Origin of the sequence: Streptomyces sp. NPDC049627 (assembly GCF_044465645.1) — a bacterium.
In the GTDB taxonomy this organism is placed as follows: domain Bacteria; phylum Actinomycetota; class Actinomycetes; order Streptomycetales; family Streptomycetaceae; genus Streptomyces.
Genome location: NZ_JBITLW010000005.1, coordinates 145,550 through 159,278, shown reverse-complemented (window position 1 = coordinate 159,278; position 13,729 = coordinate 145,550). Strand labels below are relative to the sequence as shown.

At 72.1% G+C, this 13,729-nt stretch carries 12 protein-coding genes; 4 read left to right on the top strand and 8 right to left on the bottom strand.

All coding sequences use genetic code 11. The features are described from left to right. Positions 1-3: 3 nt before the first annotated feature. The 5 genes from ACIBU0_RS15155 to ACIBU0_RS15135 form a co-directional block, all read right to left on the bottom strand. The gene (locus tag ACIBU0_RS15155; RefSeq protein ID WP_398817312.1) at positions 4-774 is read right to left on the bottom strand and encodes an MlaE family ABC transporter permease; all 771 of its coding nucleotides are present in this window, start codon (positions 772-774) and stop codon (positions 4-6) included. After that, positions 771-1,724 (bottom strand): ABC transporter ATP-binding protein, encoded by a 954-nt coding sequence (locus tag ACIBU0_RS15150; protein WP_398817309.1) that lies wholly within the window; start codon positions 1,722-1,724, stop codon positions 771-773. The genes ACIBU0_RS15155 and ACIBU0_RS15150 overlap by 4 nt, the downstream gene beginning before the upstream one ends. Before the next feature lie 507 nt (positions 1,725-2,231). Next, positions 2,232-3,308, bottom strand: a complete 1,077-nt coding sequence (locus ACIBU0_RS15145) for a sigma-70 family RNA polymerase sigma factor (RefSeq protein WP_398817306.1) — start codon at positions 3,306-3,308, stop codon at positions 2,232-2,234. Positions 3,309-3,541: 233 nt separating this feature from the next. After that, positions 3,542-4,573, bottom strand: coding sequence for a lytic transglycosylase domain-containing protein (locus ACIBU0_RS15140; protein WP_398817303.1), 1,032 nt, complete (start codon positions 4,571-4,573; stop codon positions 3,542-3,544). Between the two features lie 84 nt (positions 4,574-4,657). Beyond that, positions 4,658-5,602, bottom strand: a complete 945-nt coding sequence (locus ACIBU0_RS15135; protein ID WP_398817300.1) for a hypothetical protein — start codon at positions 5,600-5,602, stop codon at positions 4,658-4,660. A 361-nt stretch (positions 5,603-5,963) separates the two neighbouring features. On the opposite strand from ACIBU0_RS15135, the gene ACIBU0_RS15130 reads away from it, so the two are divergent. Continuing rightward, positions 5,964-7,463, top strand: coding sequence for an esterase/lipase family protein (locus ACIBU0_RS15130; RefSeq protein ID WP_398817297.1), 1,500 nt, complete (start codon positions 5,964-5,966; stop codon positions 7,461-7,463). 294 nt (positions 7,464-7,757) lie between these two features. Here ACIBU0_RS15130 and ACIBU0_RS15125 read toward each other — a convergent pair whose 3' ends face one another. Continuing rightward, on the bottom strand, positions 7,758-8,324 hold the full coding sequence (locus tag ACIBU0_RS15125) for a DoxX family membrane protein (RefSeq protein ID WP_398817294.1): 567 nt from the start codon (positions 8,322-8,324) through the stop codon (positions 7,758-7,760). Positions 8,325-8,469: 145 nt separating this feature from the next. Here ACIBU0_RS15125 and ACIBU0_RS15120 point away from each other — a divergent pair, with 145 nt between their 5' ends. Together ACIBU0_RS15120 and ACIBU0_RS15115 are read left to right on the top strand one after the other, a co-directional pair. Beyond that, positions 8,470-8,796 carry a nuclear transport factor 2 family protein gene (locus ACIBU0_RS15120; protein ID WP_398817291.1) on the top strand — a complete coding sequence of 109 codons (327 nt, stop codon included), beginning with the start codon at positions 8,470-8,472 and terminating at the stop codon, positions 8,794-8,796. Positions 8,797-8,877: 81 nt separating this feature from the next. Beyond that, positions 8,878-9,864, top strand: a complete 987-nt coding sequence (locus tag ACIBU0_RS15115) for an aldo/keto reductase (RefSeq protein WP_398817288.1) — start codon at positions 8,878-8,880, stop codon at positions 9,862-9,864. A 262-nt stretch (positions 9,865-10,126) separates the two neighbouring features. Here the strand turns inward: ACIBU0_RS15115 and ACIBU0_RS15110 are convergent, their stop codons facing one another. Further along, on the bottom strand, positions 10,127-10,891 hold the full coding sequence (locus tag ACIBU0_RS15110; protein WP_398817285.1) for an SDR family oxidoreductase: 765 nt from the start codon (positions 10,889-10,891) through the stop codon (positions 10,127-10,129). A gap of 134 nt (positions 10,892-11,025) precedes the next feature. Between ACIBU0_RS15110 and ACIBU0_RS15105 the strand changes: the two genes are divergently transcribed. Then, the gene (locus ACIBU0_RS15105; RefSeq protein ID WP_398817281.1) at positions 11,026-12,666 is read left to right on the top strand and encodes an alkaline phosphatase D family protein; all 1,641 of its coding nucleotides are present in this window, start codon (positions 11,026-11,028) and stop codon (positions 12,664-12,666) included. Here the strand turns inward: ACIBU0_RS15105 and ACIBU0_RS15100 are convergent. Beyond that, on the bottom strand, positions 12,653-13,687 hold the full coding sequence (locus tag ACIBU0_RS15100) for a Gfo/Idh/MocA family protein (protein WP_398817278.1): 1,035 nt from the start codon (positions 13,685-13,687) through the stop codon (positions 12,653-12,655). The two genes, ACIBU0_RS15105 and ACIBU0_RS15100, sit on opposite strands and share 14 nt — an antisense overlap. Positions 13,688-13,729 lie beyond the last annotated feature (42 nt).

Below are 13,729 nucleotides of genomic sequence, written 5' to 3'. Positions count from 1 at the left end.
CGGCTAACCCCTCTGCGGGACGACCTGGAAGTACACCGCGGTCATCACGAAGTTCGTCACGAACAGCAACATGAAGGTGATCACCACCGACTGGTTCACCGCGTCGCCCACACCCTTCGGGCCGCCCTTCGCGGTGAGCCCCTTGTAGGAGGCGACGATCGCGGCGATCGCGCCGAAGACGAGTGCCTTGATCTCGGCCGCCCACAGGTCGGAGAGCTGGGCGAGGGTGGTGAAGGAGGCGAGGTAGGCGCCGGGGGTGCCGTTCTGCAGGACGACGTTGAAGAAGTAGCCGCCCGCCACGCCGACCACCGACACCAGGCCGTTGAGCAGCACCGCGACCAGCATCGACGCCAGGACGCGCGGCACGACGAGGCGGTGGATGGGGTCGATGCCCAGCACCTGCATCGCGTCGATCTCCTCGCGGATCTTCCGTGCCCCGAGGTCGGCGCAGATCGCGGTGCCGCCCGCGCCCGCGATCAGCAGCGCGGTGACGATCGGCGAGGCCTCGCGCAGCACGGCGAGCACGGAGGCGGCTCCCGAGAAGGACTGGGCGCCGAGCTGCCGGGTCAGGCTGCCGATCTGGAGCGCGATGACCGCGCCGAAGGGGATGGACACGAGGGCCGTCGGCAGGATGGTGACGCTTGCGACGAACCACGCCTGCTGGATGAACTCCCGTGCCTGGAACGGCCGTCGGGGAATGGTCCGGACGACGTCCAGCGCCATCGCGAACAGGCTCCCCGACTGCCGCAGCGCTCCGATCGGTGACAGGCTCATGCGCCGGCCCCCGCCTTCTGCCGCAGCGCGGCCTCGCGCCGGGCGATGGCCTCCCAGCGCGGCGGCCGCGGGATGCCCGGGCCCGGCAGCAGGCGGGGAGTCATGGCCTGACTGCCGGGAGACTGTGTGCCCTTGCCGCCGTCCGTGGCGCCGAGGGCGGCGAGCTCCTGCTCGACCTGGGCGGCGTCCTTCTCCTCGGCCATGCCGATCGGCCCCTGCATACGGCCGTTGAGGAACTGCCGTACGACGGGCTCCTCACTGGTCAGCAGTTCCTCCCGCGGCCCGAACATCACCAGCTCGCGGCGGAACAGCAGCCCGATGTTGTCCGGGACCTGGCGGGCCGAGGCGATGTCGTGGGTGACGATCAGGAAGGTCGCGTCGATCTGGGCGTTGAGGTCGACGATGAGCTGGTTGAGATACGCGACGCGGACCGGGTCGAGGCCGGAGTCCGGCTCGTCGAAAAGGATGATCTCCGGGTCGAGCACGAGAGCCCGGGCGAGCCCGGCCCTCTTCCGCATCCCGCCGGAGATCTCACCGGGCAGCTTCCCCTCCGCCCCGATCAGCCCGACCATGTCCATCTTCTCCAGCACGATGCGCCGGATCTCGCTCTCGGACTTGCGGGTGTGCTCGCGCAGCGGGAAGGCGATGTTGTCGTACAGGTTCATCGAGCCGAACAGCGCGCCGTCCTGGAACAGCACGCCGAAGAGCTTGCGCACCTCGTACAGCTCGTGCTCGCGGAGCCTGGTGATGTCCCGGCCCTGGATCGTGATCGACCCGCGCTCCGGCTTCAGCAGCCCGACGAGCGTCTTGAGGAACACCGACTTGCCCGTGCCCGAGGGGCCGAGCATGACCGAGACCTCCCCGGCGGGCAGCGTCAGTGACACGTCCTGCCAGATGACCTGGTGACCGAAGGACTTGGTCAGCCCTTCCACACAGATCTCGACACCCATCCGGTCCGCCCTTCAGCCGTGGAGCAGCTCTGACATCTGCTCTACGGGGAGGGCGCGGACGTCCGTCGTTTCTGTGGCGGATTTTTTTCGGCCGGGTTTCGGGATGGGGGATTGGGGGTGGCTTGCGGCTGAATGCCCCGGGGGCTCACGTCCGTGTGCCGACGGCTGTCGGAGGGCGCTTGCTGTGGGTGCGGGAGCGAGGGGGGTGATGGTGCGGGGCGGGAATGTCCGGGGTTGCCGTCGTGTCCGTCGGACGGGCCGGGGGGGGGGCTACCGGAGCCTGGTCGCGGTCACGGCAGCGTGTTCGGCGTCGGCGCGAGGGGTGAGACGGACGGTAGAGCGGTGGAGGTGGCCGTGTCGGTTGGATCGGCGGAGGGATCCACCGGCGGGTCGGGGGCCTTGGGGTTTCGGGATGCAGGGCGGGCCGGGTGGGTGCGGGGCCTTCCGCGCGGTGGTGCCGGGAGCTGGCGGTGAGGTGGTGGGCTGGGTGCGGGCGCCTGGTCGTGGTTACGGCAGTGTGCTCGGTGTCGGTGCGGGGAGTGAGGCGGACGGTATGGGGGTGGAGGTGTCCGGGACGGTGGTCGGGTCGAGGGAGGGGTCCACCGGCAGGTCCGGGGTCTCGGGCAGGTCCGGGACGTCCGGCAGCTCGGGGGTCAGTGGGACGTCCGGGGCGGACAGTACCGGCAGCGGGGACACCGGGACCGCGGGGACCTCCGGGGCGGCCGGCAGTGACGGCACGGACAGTGGCAGGAACGATTCCCCCGCCGGGGAGTCCGCGGCTTTCCGCTCGCCGGCTGTGGCAGCGGGCGTGTTTCCGGGAGGCGTACGGCCCGCGTCGTCGCCGTCGGTGCGCAGCGCCTGCGCGCCGTCCGGTGGGGCCACGGCGGGCCGGGGCGCCGTACCGCCTCCGTCCCCGCTTCCGTCGAGGGCGTACGGCAGGACGAACCCCGCCACCGCCAGGGTCGCCGCCGTCGATGCCACCGCCACGGCGTGCACCTTGCCGCCGCCGCGCGGCCGTCCCCACCCGATGAGGAACAGCGCGAACCCCAGCGTCGCCGCCAGCGACTGCCGCAGCGTCCGCCGGGCGCGGGCCAGCAGTGACTCGACGGTCCGATAGCTCAGGCCCATCTTGACGGCGACCTGCCCGACGTCCAGGTCCTCCGACTTCAGCCGCAGCGCCTCGGCCTGCCGCGCGGGCAGCTCACCGCTGCGCACCGCCAGCCACTTCGCCTCGGCCCGGTCGCACACGGCTTCCTCGACGGGGACGGGCCCGGGCGCGATGAGGGTGGGGCTGGTGCGCACCGCGGCCTCGCGGTTGACCTGCCGGTAGCGGTCGACGCACAGCCGCATCGTGACCGTCGTCAGCCATGCCGCGAGCCGCTCGTCGTCCAGGTCGGGGCGTTCGGCGGCACGCAGCATCGCCTCGTGCACCGCGTCCTCGGCGTCCTCCGCACTCATCGACCTGCGCCGGGCCACCTTGAGCAACTGCTCACGGTGGCTCCACATGCGCCGCCACCGTTCGTCGGCGGCGTGCATCTCCGCAGGTGTCTCTGCGGGCATGTCCGCAGGCATGTCCGTCGCCATGAGGGCCCCTTCGCGCTCTGAGCCTGGGTCTGAACCCCGGCCGGGCGCGCGCCGCCTGGCACGCACGCTCGCCGCGTTGCCGAACCGATCGCACGCACCAGACGACGCGCGCTGATCCGGCCGGGATTCAGACCCAGGCTCACCCCACCGGCGTTGTTCCGTCCGGCGGTGGGCGACATTACCGCCGAGTATCGGCGGTTGTGGAGGGGGCGGCGGTCATCGAGTCCGCGCTGTTACTGGTGAGTGAGGGTGCCGTCGGACAGCAGGTCGTCGTCGGGGAGCCCGATGTCCGGGGTGGGGAGGGGGAGTTGCGGGGCGTTGTCGGTCTCCACGGGTTCGGCGGCGGGGCGGGACGGGGTGGGGGTCGGTGATGTGGGGGGAGACGACGGCGGGCGGGACGGGGTGGCGCTCGGACGGGCGGAGGGGGGCGTCGGTGAGACCTGCTTCGGCCGGGAAGGGGACGGCGACGGCTCGGGGTGTTCGGCGGAGGCGGCGGAGCCGTCCGGGACGACCCGGTGCCCGTCCAGGAAGTACGCGTACCAGGCCCTGACCGTGCGCAGATAGGCCGCCGAGTGGTTGTAGCCGAGGACCGCCCGGTCCAGCTCGGCCGGCACGGACAGGTCCCGCCCGCCCGCGCACAGGTAGCGCCCGGCGGCGAGGGCCGCGTCGAAGACGTTGTTCGGGTCCCTGCGCCCGTCACCGTTGCCGTCCGCACCCCAGCGGGCCCAGGTCGACGGGATGAACTGCATCGGCCCGACCGCGCGGTCGTACACCGCGTCCCCGTCGTGGGCGCCTGCGTCGGTGTCCCGGATCCGTGCGAAGGCCACGCCGTCCAGCCGCGGACCGAGGATCGGCGTCACGGTCGTACCGTCCGACGTCACCCGGCCGCCCCGGGCCTGGCCGGACTCCACCTGCCCGATCGCCGCCAGCAACTGCCACCGCAGCCGGCAGCCGGGCGCCTCGCGCGCCAGCCGCTCCTCCGCGCGCCGGTACGCGGCGAACACGCTCGCCGGCAGCGCGGCGGCCCTCTCCGCCGGAGCCTGCGCCCTGTCGCCGTCGCGCTTCCCGGTCCGCAGCGGCGGCAGCCCGGTGCGGTACGGGGCGTCGCCGGAGACGCTCGGTCCGTGCTCGGCGGGTGTCTGCCTCGGTGCCGGCGCCGTGGCGCGCGCCGGGACCGTGCCCGGCGCCTGTGAGGCGGTGAGCGCCACCATCGCGGCCACCGCGGCGGTCGTACCCCTGACGCGTCTGCCTCTGTCCCCTGCCACGTCCTGATCCCCTCCCTGTGCACTGCTGTCGTCTGCTCTACGCGCCAGGGAGGCGGATCCGTCGCCGGGTTTGCGAAAGCCCCGCTAAGGCGGTCTGCGCACCCCGCTCAGCGCCTCCTCCGCCCGCTGGTCGACGATGTGGGTGACCAAGTGCTGGGCCGCTCCGAAGACGACCGCCCAGCCGAGGATCTGCGCGGAGCTGTCGAGGTCGCTCAGGCCGGGTACGAAAGCCCCCTTGATGAGCACGATTCCGGCCACCGCGGACAGCGCGCCCACGGGGAACTTCAGCACGGCCGTGGCGAGCGGCAGGCGGAACTTGTACTGCGTGGCCTGGTCCACATGGAGGTGGTGCACCGCCGCGACCACCGTCAGGGCGGCGCCGATGAGCCCTGCGCACTCCACCGTCAGCACGTCCAGCGGGTCGGAGTACGCGCCGGTGACGACATCCGTGGCGGCGGGCGGCACAGCCGTCGGAGGCGGGGCCTCGACCTTGTGTTCACCCGTGGGGCAGACGACCCGGTTTCCGGGTGGCTGGGGGCGGAAGCACAGATCCAGGGACTGCTTGTCCAAGTAGCCCCACAGGGCCAGCGCGACCAAGCCCAGCGTCGCCGCCCCCGTGACGATCCAGAGCAGGTCCGCAAGGACCCGCACCCGCCGGTACTTGCCGCCCACGGCCGCGTAGGCGAAGCCGAGGGCCCTGACCAGGGCGCTCCGCTCCTGGTCCGTCAGCGGCCCGTCGCCGGCCTCGACGCTCTCGGCGATCTCCTCGACGGCCTGCCGCTGGGGGCTGTCCTCCGGCAGGTGGCGACGCACGATGCCCAGGACTTCGGGGGCTCTCGCACGCACTTCGTCGTCGGAAGCGAGGGAGAGCAGATCGGTCTCGGCGGCGCGGATGTTCGACCAGGCGCGTTCGAGGGTGCCGGATCTGGGCCTGAACCGCGAGGCGTTCAGGCACGCTTCCTCGGCTTGCTGGAGATGCCGCTCGACTCCTTCGAGCACGGCCTGCCGTCGGCCGTCGGCGTCGCCCACGGGACGGTGTCTCTCCTTCGCGAGCTGAGTTCTCATCCGGGAGATGACCGTCAGAGGCAGCTCGCGCCACGACGCGAGATTGGCTCTGCCGCCGGAGCGGGGAGGCGAGGGCGCCCCGAAGACGCGCCGGGCCTTCCCCGTGTCCCACATCCGGGCCTCCCTGACCTCCCTCGTGAGACTCCAGTACGACACGAACGCGACCCGCACCACCAGGCAACCTGCTCCCCACGGGTGAAAGCCCCGACCGGACCGGCCGCACCCGCCCGACCCGGCACACCACCTGTCCGGGCTATTCCTGGAGGTCGGAGTTCCGGGCTTCCTCTAGGCAGGAGAAGTAGGCCCCGGTGCTTGGAGGCAAGGCGTGGACGACAACCGCAGACTCCCCATCGTCTACGTCCGGGGGTTCGCCGGCGGGACGCGCGGGATCGACAAGGCCGTGGACGACCCCTTCTACGGCTTCAACGAGGGCTCCGTGCACATCCGCGTCGGCGGGCACAACCAGCCGCGCTTCCACCAGTTCGAGAGCCCGCTGCTGCGCCTGCTGCGGGAGGAGGGCTATGAACTGCTCGTGAAGGGGAACCAGGAGACCTATCTCGCCGACCATGCGCAGATCCCCGCCAACTCCGTCTGGATCCACCGTTTCTACGACCGCTCGGCGACGACGTGGGGCGGCGAGCCCCAGGAGTACGTGCTGGAGCACGCCGCCGCCGATCTGCTCGACCTGATCGACCGGCTGCGCGAGAAGTCCGGCGCGCCCGCCGTGTTCCTCGTGGCCCACTCGATGGGCGGCCTGATCTGCCGCTGCCTGCTGCAGAAGGTGCTGCCGGACCGGGGCCGTGACGCCGGCTGCGTCGCGAAGTTCTTCACCTACGGCACCCCGCACGGCGGCATCGCCTTCGACATCGGGGGCGGATGGCTGGAGCGGGCCCGGGACGCCCTCGGTGTCCAGGGCGCCGACATCTTCGGCCCCCGGCGGATGTACGAGTACCTCACTGCGCAGGCCGATCTGGACCCCGAGGGCCCGGCCAAGGGCTGGGACGCCCGCGTCATGCCCCAGGGCCCGGGGAAGCTGCCCGTGGAGCGGGTCTTCTGCCTGGTGGGCACCGACCCGGCCGACTACGGCGTCGCCCTCGGGCTGTCCTCGGCCGCCGTCGGCCCGCACAGCGACGGGCTCGTGCAGATCGAGCGGGCGTATGTCCCGGGTGCGCACCGGGCCTTTGTGCACCGCAGCCACAGCGGGCGCTACGGCATGGTCAACTCCGAGGAGGGCTACCAGAACCTGCGGCGGTTCCTGTTCGGGGACACCCGGATCGAGGCGTCGCTGGTCGACTACCGGTTGCCCGACGACGACGATCTGGTGTGGCAGGCCGAGACCAGGCTGTCGGTGCGCGGACTGCCCGTGGTGACGCACGAGCAGCTCGCGGCCCACTGGTGTCCGATCCAGCTCGACACCGCCAAGGACGGACCGGGGGCGTCGGTGCCGCTGGCGACCACCTTCCTCAACAGCGGCCTGCGCCCGGCGGAGGACGAATCCATGCGGTTCATGCTCGACCTGCGGGTCATCTCCCTGCGCGAGCGGCACGGGATCCTGCACCTCGGCGACCACCTGGAGCAGAGCGCCGACTTCGCCGACACCCTCGTCATCGACGTGGGCACACCTCAGGCCGGCCCCGGCATCTGGGCCGCCTGGAACTCGGAGATCGAAGGCGCCATCCGCGATCACCGCATCGCCGGAGCACCCCGCTCCGACGAGGACCCCGCCCCCGGCCGCTGGGTCGCGCACATCCGGCTGCCGGACACCGCGGCCCCTCTCGTCGGCGGCGACGCGAGGATCCGGCTCGTCGCCACGCCCTGGACGTAAGGGCGCCTGCTCGCCGACTTTGGCTGGGGCAGCCCCGCCGACGGTCGTCGTGGACGGGCTGGACGCGCCGCAGGGGCTCGCGGTCCCGGGCGACGAGCTGTTCACGGGGGAGACCGGGCGGCGCAGGCCGCGGGCGGTGACCCTGACGACGGGGGAGAGCCGCGTCGACACCGAGGACCTGCCGGTCGGGCCGCCACCGCCCACGCGGCGGAGCCGCGAAATCGATACAGCCCCGGGCCCCTTTGGGGGCGTTGCCCAACCGTCGCCCTATCTGCTCGCCCCGAGCGGAGCCCCCTACTCCCCGAACAACGACTCCTGGCCCTCGAACCCGGCCGCTCCCTCGTCCTTCTCCGGCTTGTCCAGCCTCCGGTTGCGCGCGCCCACCACCAGTGCCGTCGCGGCGGCCGTCGCCGCGAGGGCCGTCGGTACCATCCAGCCGCGGTCGAGGACATGGCCGAGCGCGTGGTCGAGGGAGAGGCGGCCGGGGCCCGCGATCGCGAGGCCGGCCGCGGCCAGGCCCAGGGTGGCCGCGTACTCCAGGCCGCCCTCCTGGTTGAAGAAGCCGTTCGGGGCGTGCACCGTGGCCGCGCCCGCCATCCCGCCGGCCGCCGCCGCACCCGCCGCCGGGGTCGCGAGCCCCAGCGCCAGCAGTGTGCCGCCGCCGGTCTCCGCGAGGCCCGCCGCCACGGCGCTGGCCTTGCCCGGCTTGTAGCCGACCGACTCCATGAACTGGCCGGTCCCCTGGATGCCGTGCCCGCCGAACCAGCCGAACAGCTTCTGCGTGCCGTGGGCGGCCAGCACCCCGCCGGCACCCAGCCGGAGCAACAGCAGGCCCAGATCACGTCGGTCGAATGCGCTCACAGTGCCTCCTGGACAAAGAGCAGGAACAGACAGCAGGAACAGTTCCCCTCCCGCGTATCCACCGTCGCACCGACGACACCCGTCCGGCCTCCCGTCGCCGCCGTTCGGGTGGCGGGCCGCCGGGGCCGGTGTGAGGCTGACCGGTATGACGATTCAGACGTCCAAACTCAGCGACCCCGCCGTCCGCGCCTTCGTCACCGCCGTCAACGCCCATGACCGCGAGGGCTTCCTGAGCATCCTCGCGCCGGGCGCGACCATGGCCGACGACGGCTCCGACCGCGACCTCGCCGACTGGATCGAAGCGGAGATCTTCTCCTCCAACGGCCACATGGAGGTCGACAACGAGTCGAACCAGGGCCGCGACCTCCTCGCGAGCTACCGCAACGACACCTGGGGCGAGATGCGCACCCGGTGGCACTTCGAGGTCGAGGAGGACGGCAGGATCTCCCGCTTCGAGACCGGTCAGGCGTAATCGCTTCAGGCGAAATCGCTTTCAAGGAGTTCGCTCAAGGCCTTGCCTTCGTGTGCGCTCCACCTCATAACGTCCCACCTCATGGAGACCAACAGGACTTTGGGACGGACCGGCATAGGGGTAAGCGCTCTCGGCTTCGGCTGCTGGGCCATCGGCGGTGAGTGGCAGGCCGCGGACGGGCAGCCGCTCGGCTGGGGCAAGGTCGACGACGAGGAGTCGGTACGGGCGATCCGGCGCGCCCTCGACCTGGGCGTCACCTTCTTCGACACCGCGGACACCTACGGCGCCGGGCACAGCGAACGCGTCCTCGGCCGCGCTCTCGGCAAGCGCCGCGCCGATGTCGTCGTCGCCACCAAGTGGGGCAACGTCTTCGACGAGGAGACCCGCACCCTCACCGGCGCCGACGACTCGCCGGAGTACGTCCGCCGGGCGCTGACCGCCTCGCTGAAGCGGCTGGACACCGACCACGTCGACCTCTACCAGCTGCACCTGTCCGACGCCGGTCCGGAGCGTGCCGCCGAACTGCGCGACGTCTGCGAGGAGTTGGTGCGCGAAGGGCTCATACGGGCCTATGCGTGGAGCACCGACGACCCGGCCCGCGCCGCCGTCTTCGCGCAAGGGGAGCACTGTGCGGCCGTACAGCACATGGCCAATGTGCTCCAGGACGCGCCGGAGATGTTCGCGCTGTGCGAGGAGCTGGAGCTGGCGAGCATCAACCGCAGCCCGCTGGCGATGGGCCTGCTGACCGGCAAGCGCAGGACCGGGCAGGCCCTGGAGGCGGGGGACATCCGCAGCCGGCCGCCGCAGTGGCTGCAGGGCTTCGAGGACGGGTCGGGTGCCGACCCGGAGTGGGTCTCCCGCGTGGAGGCGCTCAAGGACATCCTCACCAGCAACGGCCGCACGCTCGGCCAGGGCGCCCTCGCCTGGCTGTGGGCCCGCAGCCCACGCGCCGTGCCGATCCCGGGGTTCCGTTCCGTCGCTCAGGCGGAGCAGAACGCGGGCGCGCTGGCGAAGGGTCCGCTGACGGCGGAGCAGATGACCGAGGTCGACCGGATCCTGGGGCGGTGAGCGCCGCCGTACCGGCTGTGCGGCAGCCGTTCCACGCACCGGTGCGTACCTCGCGGTCCCGCGCGAGGTCCACCCCCACCCGGTGATCGTGGAACGGCTGCCGCCTCCCCCCCCTCGGCATGGCTTGCGGAAGCCGTCTGCTCCATATGTGAAGCTCTGGTGCAGATGACGTTGAGCATATGCCTCCCACCGGCGTCGATGCAGCGGAATTTCAGATTCCGCTTGTGCAAGTTGTGAAGGCGGTGGAGGCTGCCGGAGCTTTTCAGCCACGCCCCACGTACGGCATCGCCGTCGCCAGCACCGTCGCGAACTGCACGTTCGCCGCCAGCGGCAGCTCCGCCATGTGCCGCACGGTCCGCGCCACGTCGGCGACGTCCATCACGGGTTCGGGCACCACCGAGCCGTCGGCCTGCAGCGCGCCCGTCTGCATGCGGGCGGTCATGTCGGTCGCCGCGTTGCCGATGTCGATCTGGCCGACGGCGATGTTGTACGGCCGTCCGTCCAGCGACAGCGACTTGGTCAGGCCGGTCAGCGCGTGCTTGGTGGCCGTATAGGCGACGGAGTGCGGTCGTGGCGTGTGGGCCGAGATCGAGCCGTTGTTGATGATCCGGCCGCCCTGCGGGTCCTGCTCCTTCATCTGTCGGTACGCCGCCTGCGCGCACAGGAACGCGCCGTTGAGGTTGGTGTCCACCACATGCCGCCAGGCGTCGTACGGCAGCTCCTCCACCGGCACCCCGCCCGGCCCGAACGTCCCCGCGTTGTTGAACAGCAGGTCCACCCGCCCGAACCGCTCCACGGTGGCGGCGAACAGGGCCGCCACGTCCTCCTGGCGTGCCACATCCGTCCGTACGGCGAGAGCGGCGGCGCCCGGTACCAGCCCCGCCGTCTCCTCCAGCGTCCCGACGCGCCGCCCCGCGAGCGCCACCGACCAGCCGGCGCGCAGCAGTTCCACGGCGACCGCGCGCCCGATGCCGGAGCCGGCGCCGGTCACCACGGCGGTCCTCGTGTCCGTTTGCCTGTTCGTCATGGGCTCGCAGCGTAGGCGAGGGTCCGCCATCCGGAACTCATTCGTCCGCCATCCGGGTGTTGTGTACGCGCCAAGCGAGTGTCGTCCCCGGCCACTCCAATGCCTCGTGCATCCATCAGGCAGGGGAGGACCGTATGACCATCACACCACACGCGCCCCAGCACGCCCCCGAACTACGCGCCGCCGCCCGCCACCTCGGACGCCGCGGTTTCCTGACCCTCACCGGCGCGGCCGCCGCGCTGGCCTTCGCCGTGAACCTGCCCGCCGCGGGCGTCGCAAGCGCCGCGGAGCTCGACGCCCGCCGGATCGACGACGACCCCTTCACCCTCGGCGTCGCCTCCGGCGACCCGCTGCCCGACTCCGTCGTCCTGTGGACCCGCCTCGCCCCCGCCCCCTACCAGCCCGACGGCGGACTGCCCGCCGAACGGGTCACCGTCCACTGGGAGCTGGCCCACGACGAGAAGTTCAGCCGGATCGCCCGACGGGGCACCGCCACCGCGCACCCCGAGTTCCACCACACGGTCCACGTCGAGGTCGACCAGCTCGACGCGGACCGCGTCTTCTACTACCGCTTCCGCACCGGCAGCTGGATCAGCCAGACGGGCCGTACCCGCACCGCGCCGCTCGCGAACGCCGCCGCGGGCTCGCTGACCCTGGCGGCCGTCTCCTGCCAGGCCTACACCGACGGCTACTACACGCCGTACCGCCATCTCGCCGAGGACGACGTGGACGTCGTCTTCCACCTCGGCGACTACCTGTACGAGTACGCGGTCAACTCCGTCGGCGGCTACCGCAACTACACCGACCGCACGCTCCCCGCGCTCTTCAACCGCGAGACCATGACCCTGGAGGACTACCGCCTGCGCTACGCCCTCTACAAGACCGACCCCGACCTCAGGGCCGCGCACGCCGCGCACCCCTTCGTCGTCACCTGGGACGACCACGAGACCGAGAACAACTACGCCGGCGACACCCCCGAGAACGACGTCCCGCCGGAGGAGTTCCTGCTGCGCCGGGCCTCCGCCTACCGCGCCTACTGGGAGAACCAGCCCCTGCGCGGCCCCCAGCAGCCCACGGGCCCCGACATGCGGCTCTACCGGCGTCTCCAATGGGGCCGGCTCGCCCAGTTCGACGTGCTGGACACCCGGCAGTACCGCTCCAACCAGGCGTACGGCGACGGCTCCCAGATTCCCGGGCCGGACGTCGACGACCCCGCGCGCACGATGACCGGCGAGACGCAGGAGCGCTGGCTGCTCGACGGGTGGCGCGCGTCGACGGCGCTGTGGAACGTCGTACCGCAGCAGGTCACCTTCTCCCAGCGCAAGTTCGACCTCACCACGCCGTCCCGGGTGTCGATGGACGCCTGGGACGGCTACCGCGCCTCCCGGCGCCGGGTGCTGGACGGGGCGAAGGCCGCCGGCGTCGAGAACCTGATGGTGCTCACCGGGGACGTGCACGTCGGCTACTGCTTCGACATCAAGGACGACTTCGACGACCCCGACTCCGCCACCCTCGGCACGGAGATCGTGGCCACGTCCGTCGCGAGCGGCCGGGACGGCATCGACAAGCCCGCCAACTGGGACACGTACATGCAGGCCAACCCGCACATGCGGTTCTACAACGGACGGCGCGGCTATGTGACCGTCGCGCTGGGGGAGGACCAGGCGCGGGCCGACTTCAAGACGGTGCCGTACGTGACCAGGCCCGGGGCGCCGGTCACGACGGCCGCGTCCTTCGTGACGGAGGCGGGGGCGCCGGGGCTCAAGCGGGCGTGAGCTCGCGCGCGGGGTCCGCTTCCGGGGCCTCGCCCGGGTAGCGGACGCCGACGCGGTCCCGGATCGCGTCGAGCGTCCGCATCACGGCCAGCGTGCCGTCCAGCGGGACCAGCGGGGACTCGGTCTCCCCGGCCCGCAGGGCGCGCATCACCTCGGCGGCCTCGTGCCGCAGGCTGGCCCGGGGCCCGTCGGCCGGGTCGGCCGCGAACTCCTCGGGGTCGCGGCCGTCGCGGTGCAGGACGAAGCGGTCCGGGAAGAAGAAGCCGTACGGCACGTCGATACGGCCCTGCGAACCGGTGACGGAGGCGGCGGTCGCCGTACCGCCGACGATGGAGCAGTGCACCGAGGCCATCGCGCCGCCGTCCCAGGAGAGCAGGGCTCCCGTCTGCAGATCGACGCCCTCCGCGGACAGCGTCGCGCGGGCCGCGACATCCGACGGCTCCCCGAGCAGCAGCTGGGCGAAGGAGACCGGATACACGCCGAGGTCCAGCAGCGCGCCGCCGCCCTGTGCCGGGTCACGCAGGCGGTGCGCGGGCGGGAAGGGGCCGGCCAGCCCGAAGTCGGCCTGCACATGGCGCACTTCACCGATCGCGCCGTCGTCCACCAGCGCCTTGAGCCGCCGGACCAGGGGGTTGCAGTACATCCACATCGCTTCCATCAGGAAGCTCCCGCGCGCCTTCGCCAGGGCGACCAGTTCCCCGGCCTCGCGCGCGTTCAGCGTGAACGCCTTCTCGCACAGCACGTTCCGCCCGGCCTCCAGGCACAGCCCGGCGGCGGCTCGGTGCGCCGAGTGCGGGGTGGCGACGTACACGACATCGATGTCGCCGTCCTGCGCGAGCGCGTCCCAGTCGCCGTACGCCCGCGGTATCCCGAACCGTTCCGCGAACGCGTCCGCGGAGTCCTGGCTGCGCGAGGCCACCGCGACCACCTCGGCGTCGGGCAGATCGACCAGGTCCGCCGTGAACGTGGCCGCGATCCCGCCGGTCGCCAGGATTCCCCACCGCACGCTGCGTTCCGCCACCGCGGCCCCACCCCTCGCTCATGTCAGCACATGTGACGCTCG